Source organism: Pannonibacter sp. XCT-53, assembly GCF_009915765.1.
Lineage (GTDB): Bacteria > Pseudomonadota > Alphaproteobacteria > Rhizobiales > Stappiaceae > Pannonibacter > Pannonibacter tanglangensis.
Genome location: NZ_JAABLQ010000001.1, coordinates 2,049,479 through 2,066,401, shown reverse-complemented (window position 1 = coordinate 2,066,401; position 16,923 = coordinate 2,049,479). Strand labels below are relative to the sequence as shown.

Genomic DNA, 16,923 nt, shown 5'->3' with positions numbered 1-16,923 from the left:
CTTGGGGGAGGGACGAGCGTGAATGTCCTGTCGATCAATGGCTTGACCGTTGATTTTCATACTGCCGAAGGCGTCACCCGCGCCGTCGACAACGTGTCCTTTGTTGTCCCCCAGAACCGCACCGTCGCGCTTGTGGGCGAGTCCGGCTCCGGCAAGACGGTGGTGTCGCAGACGATCATGGGCCTGCTGCCCTCGGCGGCGCGCATCGTCTCGGGCGAGGTCGTGCTGGCCGATCCGGCCGGACAGGAGCCGCCGGTCAACATCGCCGCGCTGGACCGCAAGGGTCCGCGCATGCGCCACCTGCGCGGCAACAAGGTGGCGATCATCTTCCAGGAGCCGATGACCTCGCTGTCGCCGCTGCACACGATCGGCGACCAGATCGGCGAGGCGGCACGCCTGCACCGGGGCGCCGGCCCCGGGGAGGCACGCGAGCTGACCCGGGAGATGCTGCGGCTGGTGCAGTTTCCCGATCCCGCCCGCGCCCTCGACAACTACGCCTTCGAGCTGTCCGGGGGCTTACGCCAGCGCGCGATGATCGCCATGGCGCTGATCTGCCGGCCCGCGCTGCTGATTGCCGACGAGCCCACCACCGCGCTCGATGTGACGATCCAGGCTGAAATCCTCAAGCTCATCAAGGATGTCCAGTCCGAGCTTCAGATGTCGGTGCTGATGATCACACACGACTTCGGCGTCGTGGCCAACATGGCCGACGACGTGGTGGTGATCTACCACGGTCGCATCATGGAGAAGGGCCCGGCCCGCGCGCTGTTCGAGGCCCCCGGCCACGACTATCTCAAGGCGCTCCTGTCGGCCGTTCCCCGCTTCAACATGGACCGGGCCGAGCGGCTGGTGCCGATCCGTCCCATTCACGTCGACACCTCGAACCTGCGGGCATCGGCGCCGGCCGAGCCGACGCTCGCACAGGGCGCGCCGCTGGTCGAGATCCGGGATGTCACCAAGACCTTCTCGATCCGCAAGGGCAGTCTCCTCGGCGGCAAGGCGCGGGTGATGACCGCGCTCGATGCCGTCAATCTCACCATCCGCAAGGGGGAGTGCCTCGGTCTGGTGGGGGAATCCGGCTCCGGCAAGACCACGCTGGCCAAGGCGGTCCTGCGCGCCATCCCGATCTGCGGCGGCAGCATCCGCTACAACGGCGGCAAGTCGGCCTGCGACGTGGCAGACCTCCGGGGCGACGCCCTGCTCGACTATCGCCGCAAGGCGCAGTTCATCTTCCAGGACCCGTTTTCCTCGCTCAACCCGCGCATGACGGTGAACGAGATCCTGTCCGAACCCCTCGTGATCCACAATGTGGGCACGGCCGGCGAGCGGGCCGAACGGGTGCGCGAGCTGATGCGCCTCGTCGGCCTCGATCCGCGCTACCTGCGCCGCTATCCCCACTCCTTCTCCGGCGGCCAGCGCCAGCGCATCGGCATCGCCCGGGCGCTCGCCCTCAATCCCGAGTTCATCCTCTGCGACGAGCCCACCTCGGCGCTGGACGTGTCCGTCCAGGCCCAGATCCTCAACCTGCTGCAGGACCTGAAGCGCGATCTCGGCCTGACCTACCTGTTCGTCAGCCACAACCTTGCCGTCGTCGACTATATCGCCGATCGCATCGCCGTCATGTGCCGCGGCCGGCTGGTCGAGCTCGGCGAGACGCGCAACGTGGTCTCCAACCCGCTCCACCCCTACACCCGCGCGCTGCTGGCAGCCGTCCCCGAGCCTGATCTCAACGCGCCGCTCGACTTCACGGCCCTCGGCGCACAGCGCGCTTCCGATCCCGCCTCCTGGCCGGAGCCCTACCGCCTGGGCCCGGGGGTCGCGCCGACGCTGGTCGAGATCGAGCCCCAACACTTTGTCTGCGCGCCCGGCCTGGCCGGCGCCCGAAGGGAGACTGCCGCATGAAATTCTGGTCGGCCCTAGGCCTGCCCGCCCTTGCCCTGGCGGGTCTGTTCAGCGCGCAGGCGCTGGCCCTGGATCTCAAGGAGACGCCCGGGCTCGAGGCACTCGGCTACGCCAACCTGCCGCCGGTGGCCGAGCGCGTTCCGGACGAGCCTCTGGTGGTCGATCTGGAGACACGCGGCCGCACGGTCGGTGCCGTGGGCGGCACGGTCAACACCCTGATCGGGCGGGCGCGCGATGTCCGCCTGATCAACGTCTGGGGCTATGCGCGACTGGTCGGCTACACGGCGGATCTGGAGCTGGTTCCCGACATTCTCAAGGACGTGAAGGTCGAGGAAGGCCGGATCTTCACGCTCACGCTGCGCAAGGGACACAGGTGGTCGGACGGGGCGCCCTTCACCTCCGAGGACCTGCGCTACTACTTCGAGGACGTGATTTCCAACCCGGACCTGACCCCGTCCGGCCTGCCGCCGTTCCTGCTGGCGGGCGGCAAGGGGCCGAAGTTCGAGGTCATTGACGAGACGACCGTCCGCTACACCTGGGACCAGCCCAACCCGTTGTTCCTGCCGGAGCTTGCCCTGTCGCGGCCGCCCTTCATCTACCGGCCTGCGCACTACCTCAAGCAGTTCCACGCCCGCTACGGCGATCCCGCTGCCATCGCCAAGGGTGTCGCGGCGCAGAAGGTCCGCGACTGGGCGCCGCTGCACAACAAGATGGACGACATGTACAACGCGATGAACCCGGACCTGCCGTCGCTGCAGCCCTGGGTGCGTCGCACGGCCGACAGCGACCAGCGCTTCGTGCTCGTCCGCAATCCCTTCTATCACCGCGTCGATCCGACCGGACAGCAGCTCCCCTACATCGACCGCGTCATCATGACGGTCGCGGACGGCAAGCTGATCCCGGCCAAGACCCAGGCCGGCGAGGTCGAGCTTCAGGCGCGCAACCTGTCCTTCTCCGACATCACCGTCCTGAAGCAGGGCGAGGAACAGCATGGCTATCGGACGCTGCTGTGGCCGAACACCAAGGGCTCGGAGATCTCGCTGCTGCCCAACCTGACCGTCAAGGATCCGGTCTGGCGCGAGCTGCTGCGCGACACCCGCTTCCGCCGCGCGCTGTCCCTCGGCATCGACCGGGACATGATCAACCGGGTGCTGTACTTCGGTCTCGGCCAGCCGGCCAATGACACGGTCCTGAGCATGAGCCCGCTGTTCAAGGACGAGTACCGGACGCAATGGGCGTCCTTCGATGTGGATGCGGCCAATGCGCTGCTGGACGAGATCGGCCTGACCAGCCGCCGCGGCGACGGCATCCGTCTGCTGCCGGATGGTCGCCCGCTGGAAATCATCGTCGAGACCAACGGCGAAAGCCAGACCGAGGTCGATGCGCTGGAGCTGGTGGCCGAGACCTGGAAGGAAATCGGCGTCAAGCTCTTCTCCAAGCCGAGCCAGCGCGACGTCATCCGCGACCGCGCCATGGCGGGCGAGCTGGTCATGTCCGTGGGCACCGGCTTCGAGAACGGCATCCCGACCGCCGACATGCCGCCCACCGACTATGTTCCGGCGCGTGGCGACCAGCTGACCTGGCCGACCTGGGGCGACTATCTGGAGACCGCCGGCAAGGGTGGCGAGAAGCCGGACTGGGCACCGGCAGCCCGTCTGGGCGAGCTGTACCAGGCCTGGTTCGGCGCAGCCGACACCGCCGCCCGCGAGACCATCTGGCATGAGATCCTCCAGATCCATGCCGATGAGACGATCCATATCGGTCTGGTCTCCGAAGTGCCGCAGCCCGTGGTCGTGAAGGGCCTCGAGAACGTTCCGGACGAGGCAATCTACGGCTGGGATCCGGGCGCGCAGTTCGGCATCCACCGGATGGACGAGTTCTGGCTCACCAGCGCCGCGAAGTAAGGCCAGGGCGGCAGGGTCCCCCCTGCCGCCGCTGACCCTTGGGGGACCCAATGCTCATTTACATCCTGCGCCGGATCCTGACGATGATCCCGACGCTGCTTGTGATCAGCCTGCTGACATTCTTCATCATCGAGCTGCCGGCGGGAGACTACATCTCCAACCAGATCGCCGTGCTTCGCTCGACGGGCGAGGCATCCTCCATCGCCAAGCTGGAATTCCTCCGGGCCGAGTTCGCGCTCGACCGGCCCTTCTTCGAGCGGTACCTGATCTGGGTCGGCCTCTGGCCGGGGCCGCATGGTTTCGACGGGCTGATCCAGGGCAACTGGGGCTGGTCGTTCGAGTTCGACAAGCCGGTGCAGGAGGTGGTTGGCCCGACGCTGCCGCTGACGATCGTGCTCAATGCCGCGACCATCCTGTTCGTCTACATCGTCTCCTTCCCGATCGGCATCTATTCCGCCACCCGGCAGTACTCCTGGGGCGATTACGGCTTCACCTTCCTCGGCTACATCGGCCTCGCCACGCCCAACTTCCTCTTCGGCCTGATCCTGCTCTATTTCTTCAACAAGTGGTTCGGACTGTCGGTCGGCGGCCTGATGGCGCCGGAGTACATCGACCAGCCCTGGAGCATGGACAAGGTCATGTCGGTCATGGCGCATCTGATCGTGCCGACGATCGTGATCGGGACCTCCGGTACGGCCGCGATGATCCGTCGCCTGCGGGCGAACCTGCTCGACGAGCTGCACAAGCAGTATGTCACCACGGCCCGGGCAAAGGGCCTGTCCGAAGGCCGCCTGCTGATGAAGTACCCGCTGCGCATGGCCCTCAATCCCTTCATCTCCGACATCGGCAACCTGATCCCCTCGCTGGTCTCCGGCTCGGTGATCGTGTCGGTGGTGCTGAACCTTCCGACAGTGGGGCCCGTCCTGCTCAACGCGCTGCAGTCCCAGGACCAGTTCCTCGCCGGCTTCATCCTGCTGTTCGTGGCGGTCCTGACGCTGGTCGGCATGCTGGTCTCCGACATCCTGCTGGCCATCCTTGATCCGCGGATCCGTCTGGGCGGGAGGTCGGCCGCATGACGACGACCGGCCATCACGACCGCACGGGCGAGCATTTCGTCGATCCGACCCCGTTCAACCCCCACACCAGCCGGGAGCTGACGCCGGAGCAGGAGCGCTTCTTCCAGGCGTCCCAGTGGAAGATCATGTGGTGGAAGTTCCGCCGCCACCGCGTCGCGGTCTGGTCCGCCGTGGTTCTCTTCCTGTTCTATCTCTGCGTGCCCTTCGCCGAGGTGATCGCGCCCTACGAGGCCAACACCCGCGATTCCAAGTATCTCTTCGCCCCGCCGCAGGGTGTGCACCTGTTCCATGAGGGATCGCTGCGCACCCCCTTCGTCTATCCGCTGAAGGCGAAGATCGACATGAAGACGCTGCAGTGGACCTATGAGGAGGACCGCCGCAAGCCCATGCCCCTGCGCTTCTTCTGCTCGGGCGACGACTATCAGTTCTGGGGCCTGTTCAAGGCCGACTTCCATCTGGTCTGTCCGCCGAAGGGCGGCACCTTCTATCTTCTGGGCACGGATCGCCTCGGCCGCGACCAGTTCTCGGGCCTTGTCTATGGCGCCCGCCTGTCGCTGACCGTCGGCCTGGTTGGCGTGGCCATCTCGATCGTCCTCGGACTGTTCTTCGGCGGCATCGCCGGCTACTTCGGCGGCTTCGTCGACAGCCTGATCCAGCGCGTGATCGAGATCATGCGGTCCTTGCCCGAGTTGCCCCTCTGGATGGCCCTGTCGGCAGCCCTGCCGGTGACCTGGAGCCCGGTCTGGATCTATTTTGGCCTGACCATCATCCTCGGACTGCTGGACTGGCCGGGACTTGCCCGCGCGGTCCGCTCCAAGCTCCTCGCCCTGCGCGAGGAGGAATACGCCCAGGCCGCCGTGCTGATGGGGGCCAAGCCCTCGCGCGTCATCTCCAAGCACCTGCTGCCCGGCTTTACCAGCCACATCATCGCCTCGGCGACCCTGTCGATCCCGGGCATGATCCTCGGCGAGACCGCGCTGTCGTTCCTGAACCTCGGCCTGCGGCGACCGTCCGTGTCCTGGGGGGTGATGCTGAACGAGGCGCAGAACATCTCGGTGGTGACGGTCTATCCCTGGCTGATGGCCCCGGTCATCCCCATCATCATCGTCGTGCTGGCGTTCAATTTCCTGGGGGATGGTTTGCGTGACGCGGCCGATCCCTATAAGTGAAGCCCGATTGCCTGTTCGATGAGGCCCGCCGGGCCCTGGAGAAGATCATGTCCAAGAACGCCACCACCGCCGAAGGCTGGGATGAGGAATACGCGGCCGGCCGCTGGGCCTTCCTGCGCGACCTGCCCGAGAGCGGCCGCTATGGCATCATCGGCATGTGGCTGATGCTCAACCGGGCCTTCGACAAGGTGCTGGACATCGGCTGCGGCGAAGGCCTCCTGTATGAACGTCTCGCCCCGCTCGGCCTCAAGCACTATGTCGGCGTCGACCTTGCGCCCAAGGCGCTCGAGATTGCGCATGTCGATCCTGCGATCGCCTCGCTGCGCGCGGGCGACATGCACACGTTCGAGCCTGCGGCGGACGAGCGGTTCAGCGCCATCGTCTTCAACGAGGTGCTGCATTTCGCGGAGGATCCGGGCGCGGTTGTGTCCCGTTACGTTCCCTGGCTTGCCGGGGATGGCGTCATCGCCCTGTCGATGTACTCGCCGAAGCGTCCGGAATCCGGCGCCAACCGGCTGATCGCCCGCCTCTGGGAGGCAACCGACGACACCGCCCGCTGGCAGGTGCTCGACGATTATCGTCTCGTCTCCGACAAGAAGGGCGTCACCTGGCGCCTGCGTCTGGTCAAGCCCGTCCGCTGACGCAAGGTCGGGCATCTCCCCCCGGCCTGCGCCTCCGCCGGGCCCGGAGCCGGGCATGGAGCCGGGCGCGGTCTCCGGTCTCAGCGCAGCTCCCGCTCGCGCGCCTCGCGCGCGGCCAGCACCGTCTCCAGCCGTGGGGCGGAGGCGACAAGCAGCCGCGTGTAGGGGTGCTGCGGCGCGTCGAACACCCGCGCGGTTGCGCCTTCCTCGACGATCTGCCCGGCATTCATCACCAGAACCCGGTCCGTGATCGCCCTGACCACGCCGAGGTCATGCGAGATGAACAGGTAGCTGAGGCCGAACTGGTCCTGCAGGCGTGCCAGCAGATCGAGGATCTGCGCCCGGATGGAGACGTCGAGCGCCGAGACGGGCTCATCGGCAATGATCAGCCGTGGCCGGGTGACGAGCGCCCGCGCGATGCCGATGCGCTGGCGCTGGCCACCCGAGAACTCGTGCGGATACTTGTCGCCATCGCGGGGGGACAGGCCGACCGACACGAGCGCTTCGCTGACACGGCGACGGCGCTCCGCCGCCGTCAGTCCGGACAGCAGGTGCAGCGGCTCGGCAACCGCCCGCGCCACCGGCTGGCGCGGGTCGAAACTGCCATAGGGATCCTGGAACACCGCCTGGACCTTCCGCCGCAGGTCGCGCAGCGCCTGACCGCGCAAGCCATGCGGGTCGTCCCCGTCGAGGCGAACGCTGCCCTCGGTCGGGCGCTGGAGACCGAGCAGGGTGCGGGCGAGGGTGGACTTGCCGCAGCCGGATTCGCCCACCAGGCCAACGCTTTCCCCGGCTGCCACCGTGAAGCTCACGCCCGACACCGCCCGCATGCGTCCCTTCCGTCCGGCCAGGCGACCGAAGAAACCCTGACCGGGCAGGTCGTAGTCGACCGTCAGCCGGCTGACCTCGAGCAGCGGCTCCGCCGGCCTGACGCTCACGCGGGCCGCAAGCCGGTCCGGCACATGCGCGGAGGCGGCGATGAGGGCTTGCGAGTAGGGGGCGCGGAAGCCGCGGAACAGCGCCGTCGTCGGGCCGCGTTCCACCTCCGCCCCGTCCTTCAGGATCAGCACCTGGTCGGCCATGTCGGCGACCACGGCCAGATCATGGCTGATCAGCATCAGGGCCATCCGGTCCTGCCGCTGGATCTCGCGCAGGAGGTCAAGGATCTGCGCCTGGATCGTGACGTCGAGCGCGGTCGTCGGTTCGTCGGCGATGAGCAGTTTCGGCCGGCAGGCGATCGCCATGGCGATCACCACACGCTGGCGCTGGCCGCCCGAAAGCTCGTGCGGGTAGCGCTCAGGCGACACCCGGCTTCCCGCAAGCCCGACGCGGTCGAGCAGGCGGCGCGCCTCGCGCCCGGCCGCCCCCCGGGCTTCCTTGCCGTGGACGACGAGGCTTTCCGCCACCTGTGCGCCGATCGTCTTCACCGGATTGAGCGCGGTCATCGGCTCCTGGAAGATCATCGCGATCTCGTTGCCGCGGATGGCGCACATGTCCCGTTCGCTTGCGGCGACGAGATCGCGGCCGTTAAGCCGGATGGCACCGCCCAGTCTGGCGCCCCTGGGCAGAAGACGCAGGATCGACAGGGCGGTGAGCGACTTGCCCGAGCCGCTTTCGCCCACCAGCCCGAGCGTGTCCCCGGCCTGGAGCGCGAAGGACAGGGACTTGAGGATCGGCGTTGCCCCGATCGACAGGGACACGCGGTCGAGCTGAAGCAGGGGTGTCATGCCGACCTCCGGTTCAGGCGGGGATCGGTCAGGTCGCGCAGACCGTCGCCGAGCAGGTTCAGCCCGATGACGGTGAGCACGATGGCGAGGCCAGGATAGAGCGCCAGCTGCGGCGCGAAGGCCATCATGGTCTGCGCCTCGTTCAGCATCCGCCCCCAGCTCGTGAGCGGCGGCTGGGCCCCGAGACCGACATAGGACAGTCCCGCCTCGGCGAGGATGCCGAGCGAGAACTGGATCGTCGCCTGGACGATCAGCAGGCTTGCGATGTTCGGCAGCACATGTTCGAGCGTGATCCGCACCTCGCCCTTGCCGGCCACCCGCGCCGCCATCAGATACTCGCGCGAGGACAGCGCCAGCGCCGCCCCGCGCGCCACCCGGGCAAAGACCGGAATGTTGAAGAGGCCGATCGCCAGGATCGCGTTGAAGGCTCCCGGCCCCATCAGCGCCGTGATCAGCACCGCCGACAGCAGGGCAGGGAAGGCAAAGACGAGATCATTGAAGCGCATCACCGCCTCGTCGATGAGCCCGCCGCGCCGCGCCGCCATCAGCCCGAGCGGCACGCCGACGCCGAAGCCGATGCCGACGGCCACCAGCGCCACCGCAATCGAGGTGCGCGCGCCCACCATCAGCATCGACAGCAGGTCGCGTCCGTACTGGTCCGTGCCCAGCGGATGCGCCAGCGAGGGGCCCTGCAGCCGCGAGGCGACGTCGAGCGTGTCGATCGGATGCGGCGTCCAGACCAGCGACAGGGCGGCGGCAAGTGTCACCAGCAGCGTCAGCATCGCGCCAATGGCGAGGGAAGCATGCGCGCGGGTCATGTCCGCCGCCTCAGTCTCGGGTCGGCGATCGCATAGGCGATCTCGACAAGGAACGTCACCAGGATGACAAGGGCCACCAGCAGCACCACGACGCTCTTGACCACGATCAGGTCGCGCTGGGTGATCGCCTGGAAGATCAGCCGGCCGATGCCGGGCAGGTAGAAGACATTCTCGATGATGATCGTGCCGGTGATCAGGAAGGCGAACTGCAGGCCGAGGATCGTCAGGACCGGGATCAGCGCGTTGCGCAGCGCATGGCCCCACAGCGCTGCCCGCTGGCTCAGGCCCTTGGCGCGTGCCGTGCGCACGTAGTCCTCGCCGAGCGTGTCGATCAGCGCCGAACGCATCACCCGCGTCAGGATCGCCGCCTGCGGCAGGGCCAGTGCCACCGCCGGCAGCATCAGGGCGGTCAGCGCCGGCCCGACGCCGGCCTCCCATCCCGGAAAGCCGCCCGAAGGCACCCAGCGCAGCGTCACGGCGAAGACGAAGACCAGCAGCATCGCGAACCAGAAGTTCGGGATGGCGATGCCCACCTGCGTCAGCGCCATCAGGCCGGTGTCGGCCGCCTGGCCGCGCCGGCTGGCCGCCCAGATGCCGGCCGGCAGCGCCAGCACCAGCGCCAGCACGAGCGCCATCACCGCCAGCGGCAGGGTCACCGGCAGCCGGGCCGCCACCAGATCGGCCACGGGCACCGAATAGGTGTAGCTGACGCCGAGATCTCCGGTGGCCAGCCCGCCGATCCACAGCAGGAACCGCTCGACCACGGGCCGGTTCAGACCCATCTGCTCGCGCAGCGCCTGGACCGTGTCCTCGCGCGCCTCAAGGCCCAGCATCAGCCGTGCCGGGTCCCCGGGCAGGATCTCCAGCACCACGAACACCACCAGCGCTGCCAGCAGCAGCGTCAGGCCAAGGCTGATCAGCCGGCGGATCAGGAACTGCGCCATGCCGCATCCTGCCGCCCGGCCGCTGTCGCGCGCGCCGGGTTCCTCATGGTCCTGCCCCGTCCCCTTTCTTGCCCCGTGCCGTCTCAGTCTTCCCAGTAGACCCCGGTCAGGTCGTTGGCCTGAACCGGCGCGTTTTCCCACAGGCCCTTCAGCCTGGCGTCCCAGACCCCGGTCTTGGCGAGCTGGAACAGGAAGCCGTTCACCGCATCCCGGGTGATGATCTCCTGCGCTTCGCCGTAAAGCGCGGTGCGCGCCGCCTCGTCGCTGGTGGCGTCGAGCCTGGCCATCAGCGCCTTCAGCTCGGGGTTGTTGTAGTTGAAGTAATAGTCGTCCCGGGCATAGATGTTGATGTCGTTTGCCTCGGTGTGCGAGACGATGGACAGGTCATAGTCCTTGCCCTTGAACACCTGCTCCAGCCACTGCGCCCACTCGAGCGGGATCAGCTCCAGCTCGATGCCGATCTTCTTCAGGTCCGACGCGAGGATCTCGCCGCCCCGCCGGGCATAGGTCGGAGGCGGCAGCTTTAGCGTTGCCTTGAAGCCATCCGGATACCCGGCCTCGGCCAGCAGCGCCCTGGCCTTGTCGAGGTCATAGGGATAGGTGCCGGTCAGGTCGCGGTAGGCCGGGTGATGCGGGGCGAAATGCGTGCCGATCGGCGTGCCATAGCCGAACATCGCCCCGTCGATCAGCGCCTTGCGGTCGATCGCATGGGCAATCGCCTGGCGTACCTTCAGGTTCGAGAAGGGCGCGCGCGCGTTGTTGGTCGACAGGATCGTCTCGCCCTCCGTCGTGCCCACCACCACGGCAAAGCGCGGATCGGCGGCAAACTGCGGCAGGTTCTCCGGCGCGTTGTAGATCGGGAACCCGTCCACGTCCCCGGCCATCATCGCCGAGAAGGCGGCCGCATTGTCGGCGATCACCTTGAAGGTTGCCGTCTCCAGCTTCACCGGCGTGCCCCAGTAGGCGGGGCTGCGGCTGAGTTCGACCTTGTCGCCCTGCACCCACTGGCCGAAGCGGAAGGGACCGGTGCCGACCGGCTGCGCCTTGTTGCCGGCCGCCGTTTCCGGTGCCACCATCACCGCATCCCCCGTGCCGAGAAAGATGAGGAAGTCCCCCACCGGTTGCGTCAGGGTCACCCTGACCTCGGTCGGGCCAAGCACCTCGACGCTTTCGATCTGCTCGAAGCGGGCCTTCTGGGCGTTGGCGCTGTCGGCCGCCTTGCCGCGCTCCAGCGAGAACTTCACGTCCTCGGCGTCGAACGCCGTGCCGTCGTGGAATGTCACGCCGCTGCGCAGCTTGAAGGTGTAGGTCTTGCCGTCGGGCGAGATCGTCCAGCTCTCGGCCAGCACCGGCTTGACGGTGCCGTCGCGGTCGACCTGCGTCAGGCCCTCGAACAGGTTGATGAAGACCACCTCGTCGATGGCTGCCGCCGCCCCGGCCGTCGGGTCGAGATGCGGTGGCTCCAGCCGCACGCCGAGCGTGACGCTGGTCTTGGCGGCCTCCGCCGGGCCTGCGCCCAGAAGTGCCAGCACGGACAGGCCGGCCAGCGCCGCCGCTCGCAGATGCGATCCCCGGGTGTGCATCATGTCCTCTTCCCCCCTTGTTGCGCCGGTCAGCCGTGGCCCGCTGCTCCCGACAACAGCGCATGCGCCGCCTGTGCCATCACCCTGGCGCTGTCCACCATGTCGTCGATCACCACGAATTCGTCCGGCCGGTGCGCCAGGTCCAGGATGCCCGGGCCATAGGCAATACAGTCATGCAGATGCCCGATGCGGGCAATGTGCTTCTGGTCATAGCTTCCGGGCGAGATCACGTAGTCTGCCGGCCGGTCCAGCACGGTCTCGATGGCCTCAGCGACGGCCCGCACCACCGGGGCCTGACGGTCGGTCATGGTCGGAATGACTTCCAGCAGATCCTTGAGCGAATAGCGGAAGCCTTGCCGTGTCGCGCTCAGCCGGTCCAGGATCGCCACGACCTCGCCCTTCACCTCGTCGAGATGTTCCTCGATCAGGAAGCGACGGTCGATCACCATCCGGCAGCTGTCGGGCACGCAGGGGCTCGGCAGCCCCCCGAAGCCCTCCGGCTGGCCGCCGTGGATGGAGTTGATGTTCAGCGTCGAGGACTTTGCCCCCTCTGGCACCACGGGCATCGAGGTGTGCTTGGCCGCGAGCTTCGGGAAAAGCTCCTGCTCGAAGGCCTCCATCACCGCGCCCATGTGGCGCACCGCGCAATCGCCCAGAAACGGCATGGACCCGTGCGCGATGGACCCGTGCGTCTCGATCTCCGCCCACCACACGCCCCGGTGTCCAAGACAGATCCGGTCCTTGTTGAGCGGTTCGGGGATGATCACGTGGTCAACGCGGGGCTTGGAGAACAGTCCCATCCGGGCCAGATGCGCGACGCCGCCGAGCCCGCCGGATTCCTCGTCCACCGTGCCGGAAATCTCGATCGCCCCGGAAAAGTCCGGCCACAGCTCGATCAGCGCCTCGACCGCGATGATCGAGGCGGCAAGCCCGCCCTTCATGTCGCAGGTGCCGCGTCCGTAGACCTTGCCGTCGCGCACGAGGCCGGCAAAGGGATCAACGGTCCAGCCGTGTCCGGCCTCGACCACGTCGATGTGGGAATTGAAATGCACGCAAGGACCGGGCCGCGCGCCGCTGCGCCGGGCAATCACATTGGTGCGCGGATGGCGGTCGCTGTCGCCGGGCGTGTTCTCCGCCCGGATATAGGCGATCTCGAAGCCGCGCCGGCGCAGCCGTTCACCGATCAGCTGCGCGCAGGGCGTGTAATCTTCGCCGGGGGGATTGACCGTCGGAATGCGGACCAGGTCCTGCGTCAGGGCCACCAGTTCGGCACGTTTGCCCTCGATTCTTGCTTGCAGCGCTGCCAGCATCCATCACTCCGGTCCGAGCACCTTCGCAACTTTAACAGGAGTGTATCGGTTGTTGACACGAAGGGAAGCGCAAAACGGACAGCGTCGCATTTCTGCCGGCCTTGCGTGGCACCAAGCGCTTGGGATAGTCGGGGCAGTGCATGCCCGGCTCGGTCCCGGGATCCTCGTTCGGCAGTCGTGAGTTCATGAAAGAGGCGCAGAAGACCAGGAGACGTTACCGGCCGCTTGATCGGTTCCGGGCCTCCATGCGCGCCGACAAGCGCAGGATGATCTGGGGCGATGCCGCGCCGCCCGAGCCGGAGCCCGTGCCCGGGCGTGCGCGCCGCTGGGACCTGCGCAAGGTCGTGCTGGCCAGCGTGCCCGTGGCGATTCTGGCCGGGGCGGCGGGCCTTGCAGGCGGTCTTGCCACCGACTGGCAGTTCGCACGCGTGCCGCCTTCCGCGCCCGCAGCCGCCCCTGCTGCTGTCCTGCCTGATCCGCTGGCGCCCTTGCCCGGTGACCTCCAGGCGCGCCTGACCGCACCGGTGCCCGAGTTGCCGGCTGCGCTGAAACTGACCTTTGCCGGGTCGCCGGGCGATCTCTGCGCGGAGCTGGCCATGCTCGGCCTGCCCAACTCCGGCTGGACGGTTGCGCCCTTTCGTCCGGACCGCTGGCAATGCAGCTCGGATCTCGTCAGCGTCGGGGCTCCGGATGTCGACCGCGAGCCGACCACCCTGTTCTTTCTGCTGCGCGGCACGGCCGAGCGGGTCGATTACCTGCGTCTGAAGCTGAACGCGGCCAACCCGCGCACGGCGGCCGAGGGGCGCAGCATGGCCCGCAAGGTGCTGGATGCCCTGTCGCGCCGCTACGCCTGGGAGTTTCCGCCGGCCGTCCTGCGCGCGATTTCCGACATGCGCGGCCTTGAACTGACGGAACGCGGGGTGCGGTTCGAGGTGGCGACCGAGGATCCGGGGCTGACCGGGGATCCGCTCGCCCGGGATCGCCTCAACGTGATCATCGAGTTCTCTCCGCCGGATCACATCCGCCCGACGCGGTTCGAGGCGACCGCCGGCACGCCGCCGGCTGCGGCTGGCGCCGCGCTGGCGCCGCAGGATGCCGCCGCCACCCGGGCCGCCAGAGAGGGGCTTGGAGACGGGCTCGGCGACGGGCCTGGAGACGGACTTGGAGACGGGCTCGGGGGCGGACCGGTGCAGGCCTTCGGTCCGATCGAGTTCCGCCCGCTGGTGGCCTTTCCGCCCGAGGGCGGCGCGGGGCCGGAGCCGGCGGCCGATGCGGGCCTGCCGCCGCTCGACACCGCCTATCCACCGCTCGTCGGCATCACGCCGGACGGCAGCGAGCCGCCGTCCCCAACCGATGGCTCGGCGCTGGTCAGTCCGCCGGCAGCGGAATGAACTCGCTCTCGTCGCCGGGCACGATGTCGAAGCGGCCGCGGCGCCAGTCTTCCTTGGCCTGCTCGATCCGCTCCTTCGACGAGGAGACGAAGTTCCACCAGATGTAGCGCCGGCCATCCATCGGCGCCCCGCCCAAAAGCATGAACCGCGCCGGACCGGCCGCCGTCGCCCGGATCTCCAGCCGGTCGCCGGGCTTGAACACCAGAAGCTGCGCCGGCCCGAAGGTTTGGCCGGCAATCTCGATCTCGCCGCCAACGGTGTAGAGCCCCCGCTCCTCGTGGCTGGCGTCGAGCGGGATGCGGGCGCCCGCCTCCAGCGAGACATCGGCGTAGAACAGCTCGCTCGCCGTGCGGGCCGGTGAGGTCTCGCCATAGAGGGAACCCGCGATCAGCCGCACCGTGGCGCCCTGGTCGTTCAGGAGCGGCAGCCGGTCAGCGCCGTAATGGGCAAAGTCGGGCTCCGTTTCCTCCAGATGCACGGGCAGGGCGACCCAGCTCTGGATGCCGAACAGGGGGCGTGGGGCCAGCTTGCGTTCCGCCCGTTCCCGCTCGGAATGGACAATGCCGCGTCCGGCCGACATCCAGTTGAGCTCGCCCGGCGTGATCAGCTGGTCGGACCCAAGGCTGTCGCGGTGATAGATCTCGCCGTCGAAGAGATAGGTGACGGTGGCAAGGCCGATGTGCGGATGCGGGCGGACATCAACGCCGCCGCCGACCAGCAGTTCGGCCGGGCCCATCTGGTCGAAGAAGATGAAGGGGCCGATCATGCGCCGCCGCGACGAGGGCAGGGCACGGCGCACTTCAAAGCCGCCGAGATCCGACGTGCGCGGCATGATGATCGTGTCGATCGGATCGCAGCTTGCAGCATCCCCCGGAACCGGGTCGGGCGCATTCAACCAGCTCATGGTCTGTCTCCTTTCAGCCGCGTTCGGCAGCTGTCACAGTTCACGGGTAAGGTGGCCAGCCTTGTCCCGACTGTCCATTGAACAGTCCGTTTCCACCCCGAAGGCGGACCCTCCGCGAGGATGCCATGCAACGCGTGATGATTGTCGGAGGCCCCGGCTCGGGAAAAAGCACACTGGCCCGGGAGCTGGGGACGCGGACCGGGCTGCCGGTGTTTCATATGGACCAGATCCATTGGCAGCCGGGGTGGGTGGAACGCAGCAAGCACGAGAAGGACCGCCTGAGCAGCGAGGTTCACCGGCAGGACCGCTGGATCTTCGAGGGCGGGCATTCGCGCACCTATCCCGAACGGATCGCCCGGGCGGACACCTTCATCTGGCTGGATGTGCCCGTGACCTTGCGCACAATTCGCGTGCTGCGGCGCAGCTGGGTCTATCGCGGCCAGAGCCGGCCGGACCTGCCGGAGGGCTGTCCGGAGCAGTTCAACGGCCGGACGGTCGAGTTCCTGAAGTTCATCTGGGACACGCGGCATTCGTCGCGGGCGAAGCTGCTCGAGGTCTGGCAATCGCCACCGGCGCACCTGACCCTGCACCGCTTCACCCGCCTGAAGGAGGTCCGGCAGTTTCTGGCTGCGCTCGAAAAAGAACAGCGCAGACAGGCGGTTACAGGAACATCGCCCGGTCGCGGGTGACGAGGTCGCGCAGGAAATCCTGCACTGCCGCCACATGGCGCAGCGGCCGCGAGCTTTCGTGCGTCACCATCCAGTAGGCCCGGGTCAGCCGGACCTGCGGCAGGACCGGCACCAGGGAGGGGTCCTTGCGGGCAATGAAGGCATGCAGGATGCCGATGCCGGCCCCGGACCGCACCGCTTCGGTCTGGCCGAGCGCCGAGGCGATCTCGAACCGGGCCGACCAGTCGCGGACGATCTCGGCGCCATAATTGAGCGAGGGCGAATAGAGCAGGTCCTCGACATAGCCGACGAGATCATGGTCCCGCAGCTCCGAAGTCTGGCCGGGGAGCCCGCGCCTTTCGACGTAAGCCCTTGAGGCATAAAGGCCGAGGGCATAGTCGACGAGCTTGGCCGCGACCAGGCGCCCGGTGTCGGGCCGGTCGATGGTCACCGCGATGTCGGCCTCGCGCCGCGACAGCGAGAAGGAGCGCGGCACCGGCACCAGCTGGATCGTCAGGCCGGGATGGCGGGCGGTCAGTTCGCCAAGGCGCGGGGCGAGGAAGGCAACGCCGAAGCCGTCGGGCGCGCCGATGCGGACCGTGCCGGAGACGTCGATCTCCGTGTCGGTCAGGTCCGAGCGGGCGGCCTGGAACTCCGCTTCCATGCGTTCGGCCGACTGGAGAAAGCGTTCGCCGGCGACCGTCAGGCTGCAGCCGGTGGTGCCGCGTTCGACCAGCGGGGTCTTCAGCGCCTCTTCCAGCGCGGTCAGGCGGCGGGCGACGGTGGCGTGGTTGAGGCCGAGCCGGCGCGCCGCGCCCAGGATCTGGCCGCTGCGGGCGATGGCGAGAAACACCCGAATGTCATCCCAATCCACGACAAACTCCGG

The 16,923-nt window shown here is 68.0% G+C and carries 14 protein-coding genes; 7 read left to right on the top strand and 7 right to left on the bottom strand.

All coding sequences use genetic code 11. The annotated features are described in order from the left end of the window. Window positions 1-18: 18 nt before the first annotated feature. Genes GWI72_RS09140 through GWI72_RS09120 form a run of 5 tightly spaced genes read left to right on the top strand, consistent with a single transcriptional unit; the run spans window position 19 to window position 6,692 of the window. Window positions 19-1,902, top strand: a complete 1,884-nt coding sequence (locus GWI72_RS09140) for a dipeptide ABC transporter ATP-binding protein (protein WP_161674171.1) — start codon at window positions 19-21, stop codon at window positions 1,900-1,902. Continuing rightward, window positions 1,899-3,806, top strand: a complete 1,908-nt coding sequence (locus GWI72_RS09135) for an ABC transporter substrate-binding protein (RefSeq protein ID WP_161674169.1) — start codon at window positions 1,899-1,901, stop codon at window positions 3,804-3,806. The genes GWI72_RS09140 and GWI72_RS09135 overlap by 4 nt, the downstream gene beginning before the upstream one ends. A gap of 50 nt (window positions 3,807-3,856) precedes the next feature. Next, the gene (locus tag GWI72_RS09130) at window positions 3,857-4,882 is read left to right on the top strand and encodes an ABC transporter permease (RefSeq protein ID WP_161674167.1); all 1,026 of its coding nucleotides are present in this window, start codon (window positions 3,857-3,859) and stop codon (window positions 4,880-4,882) included. Continuing rightward, window positions 4,879-6,051: an ABC transporter permease gene (locus GWI72_RS09125; protein WP_161674164.1), complete on the top strand. Its 1,173-nt coding sequence runs from the start codon at window positions 4,879-4,881 to the stop codon at window positions 6,049-6,051. The genes GWI72_RS09130 and GWI72_RS09125 overlap by 4 nt, the downstream gene beginning before the upstream one ends. A 47-nt stretch (window positions 6,052-6,098) precedes the next feature. Then, the gene (locus GWI72_RS09120; protein ID WP_161674162.1) at window positions 6,099-6,692 is read left to right on the top strand and encodes a class I SAM-dependent methyltransferase; all 594 of its coding nucleotides are present in this window, start codon (window positions 6,099-6,101) and stop codon (window positions 6,690-6,692) included. 80 nt (window positions 6,693-6,772) lie between these two features. On the opposite strand, the gene GWI72_RS09115 is transcribed toward GWI72_RS09120, so the two are convergent. From GWI72_RS09115 to GWI72_RS09095, 5 genes are all read right to left on the bottom strand, one after another. Further along, window positions 6,773-8,419 (bottom strand): ABC transporter ATP-binding protein, encoded by a 1,647-nt coding sequence (locus GWI72_RS09115; protein ID WP_161708441.1) that lies wholly within the window; start codon window positions 8,417-8,419, stop codon window positions 6,773-6,775. Beyond that, window positions 8,416-9,237, bottom strand: a complete 822-nt coding sequence (locus tag GWI72_RS09110) for an ABC transporter permease (protein WP_161708440.1) — start codon at window positions 9,235-9,237, stop codon at window positions 8,416-8,418. The genes GWI72_RS09115 and GWI72_RS09110 overlap by 4 nt, the downstream gene beginning before the upstream one ends. Beyond that, window positions 9,234-10,181 carry an ABC transporter permease gene (locus GWI72_RS09105; RefSeq protein WP_161674157.1) on the bottom strand — a complete coding sequence of 316 codons (948 nt, stop codon included), beginning with the start codon at window positions 10,179-10,181 and terminating at the stop codon, window positions 9,234-9,236. Before GWI72_RS09105 ends, GWI72_RS09110 begins: the two co-directional genes overlap by 4 nt. Window positions 10,182-10,264: 83 nt before the next feature. Continuing rightward, entirely contained in the window at window positions 10,265-11,764 is a 1,500-nt protein-coding gene (locus GWI72_RS09100) for an ABC transporter substrate-binding protein (protein WP_209000138.1), read from the bottom strand. Between the two features lie 29 nt (window positions 11,765-11,793). Then, complete coding sequence (locus tag GWI72_RS09095; RefSeq protein ID WP_161674153.1) at window positions 11,794-13,074, bottom strand: acetylornithine deacetylase/succinyl-diaminopimelate desuccinylase family protein; 1,281 nt, start codon at window positions 13,072-13,074, stop codon at window positions 11,794-11,796. 185 nt (window positions 13,075-13,259) lie between these two features. Here GWI72_RS09095 and GWI72_RS19915 point away from each other — a divergent pair, with 185 nt between their 5' ends. Further along, a complete protein-coding gene (locus GWI72_RS19915) occupies window positions 13,260-14,465 on the top strand; it encodes a DUF6030 family protein (RefSeq protein ID WP_179956046.1) in 1,206 nt (401 codons plus the stop codon). Here the strand turns inward: GWI72_RS19915 and GWI72_RS09090 are convergent. Continuing rightward, window positions 14,443-15,369, bottom strand: a complete 927-nt coding sequence (locus tag GWI72_RS09090; RefSeq protein WP_161708438.1) for a pirin family protein — start codon at window positions 15,367-15,369, stop codon at window positions 14,443-14,445. The genes GWI72_RS19915 and GWI72_RS09090 overlap by 23 nt on opposite strands. 125 nt (window positions 15,370-15,494) lie before the next feature. On the opposite strand from GWI72_RS09090, the gene GWI72_RS09085 reads away from it, so the two are divergent. Then, entirely contained in the window at window positions 15,495-16,058 is a 564-nt protein-coding gene (locus GWI72_RS09085) for an AAA family ATPase (RefSeq protein WP_161708437.1), read from the top strand. Here GWI72_RS09085 and GWI72_RS09080 read toward each other — a convergent pair. After that, a complete protein-coding gene (locus tag GWI72_RS09080) occupies window positions 16,030-16,911 on the bottom strand; it encodes a LysR substrate-binding domain-containing protein (RefSeq protein WP_161708436.1) in 882 nt (293 codons plus the stop codon). The two genes, GWI72_RS09085 and GWI72_RS09080, sit on opposite strands and share 29 nt — an antisense overlap. Window positions 16,912-16,923: the final 12 nt, after the last annotated feature.

Bases quoted from the DNA above. Each gene is read 5' to 3' on its own strand.
- GWI72_RS09085 (WP_161708437.1), top strand. From the start codon at position 15,495: ATGCAACGCGTGATGATTGTCGGAGGCCCCGGCTCGGGAAAAAGCACA.
- GWI72_RS09120 (WP_161674162.1), top strand. From the start codon at position 6,099: ATGTCCAAGAACGCCACCACCGCCGAAGGCTGGGATGAGGAATACGCG.
- GWI72_RS09110 (WP_161708440.1), bottom strand. From the start codon at position 9,237: ATGACCCGCGCGCATGCTTCCCTCGCCATTGGCGCGATGCTGACGCTG.
- GWI72_RS19915 (WP_179956046.1), top strand. From the start codon at position 13,260: ATGAAAGAGGCGCAGAAGACCAGGAGACGTTACCGGCCGCTTGATCGG.
- GWI72_RS09095 (WP_161674153.1), bottom strand. From the start codon at position 13,074: ATGCTGGCAGCGCTGCAAGCAAGAATCGAGGGCAAACGTGCCGAACTG.
- GWI72_RS09130 (WP_161674167.1), top strand. From the start codon at position 3,857: ATGCTCATTTACATCCTGCGCCGGATCCTGACGATGATCCCGACGCTG.
- GWI72_RS09105 (WP_161674157.1), bottom strand. From the start codon at position 10,181: ATGGCGCAGTTCCTGATCCGCCGGCTGATCAGCCTTGGCCTGACGCTG.
- GWI72_RS09125 (WP_161674164.1), top strand. From the start codon at position 4,879: ATGACGACGACCGGCCATCACGACCGCACGGGCGAGCATTTCGTCGAT.
- GWI72_RS09115 (WP_161708441.1), bottom strand. From the start codon at position 8,419: ATGACACCCCTGCTTCAGCTCGACCGCGTGTCCCTGTCGATCGGGGCA.
- GWI72_RS09090 (WP_161708438.1), bottom strand. From the start codon at position 15,369: ATGAGCTGGTTGAATGCGCCCGACCCGGTTCCGGGGGATGCTGCAAGC.
- GWI72_RS09100 (WP_209000138.1), bottom strand. From the start codon at position 11,764: ATGCACACCCGGGGATCGCATCTGCGAGCGGCGGCGCTGGCCGGCCTG.
- GWI72_RS09135 (WP_161674169.1), top strand. From the start codon at position 1,899: ATGAAATTCTGGTCGGCCCTAGGCCTGCCCGCCCTTGCCCTGGCGGGT.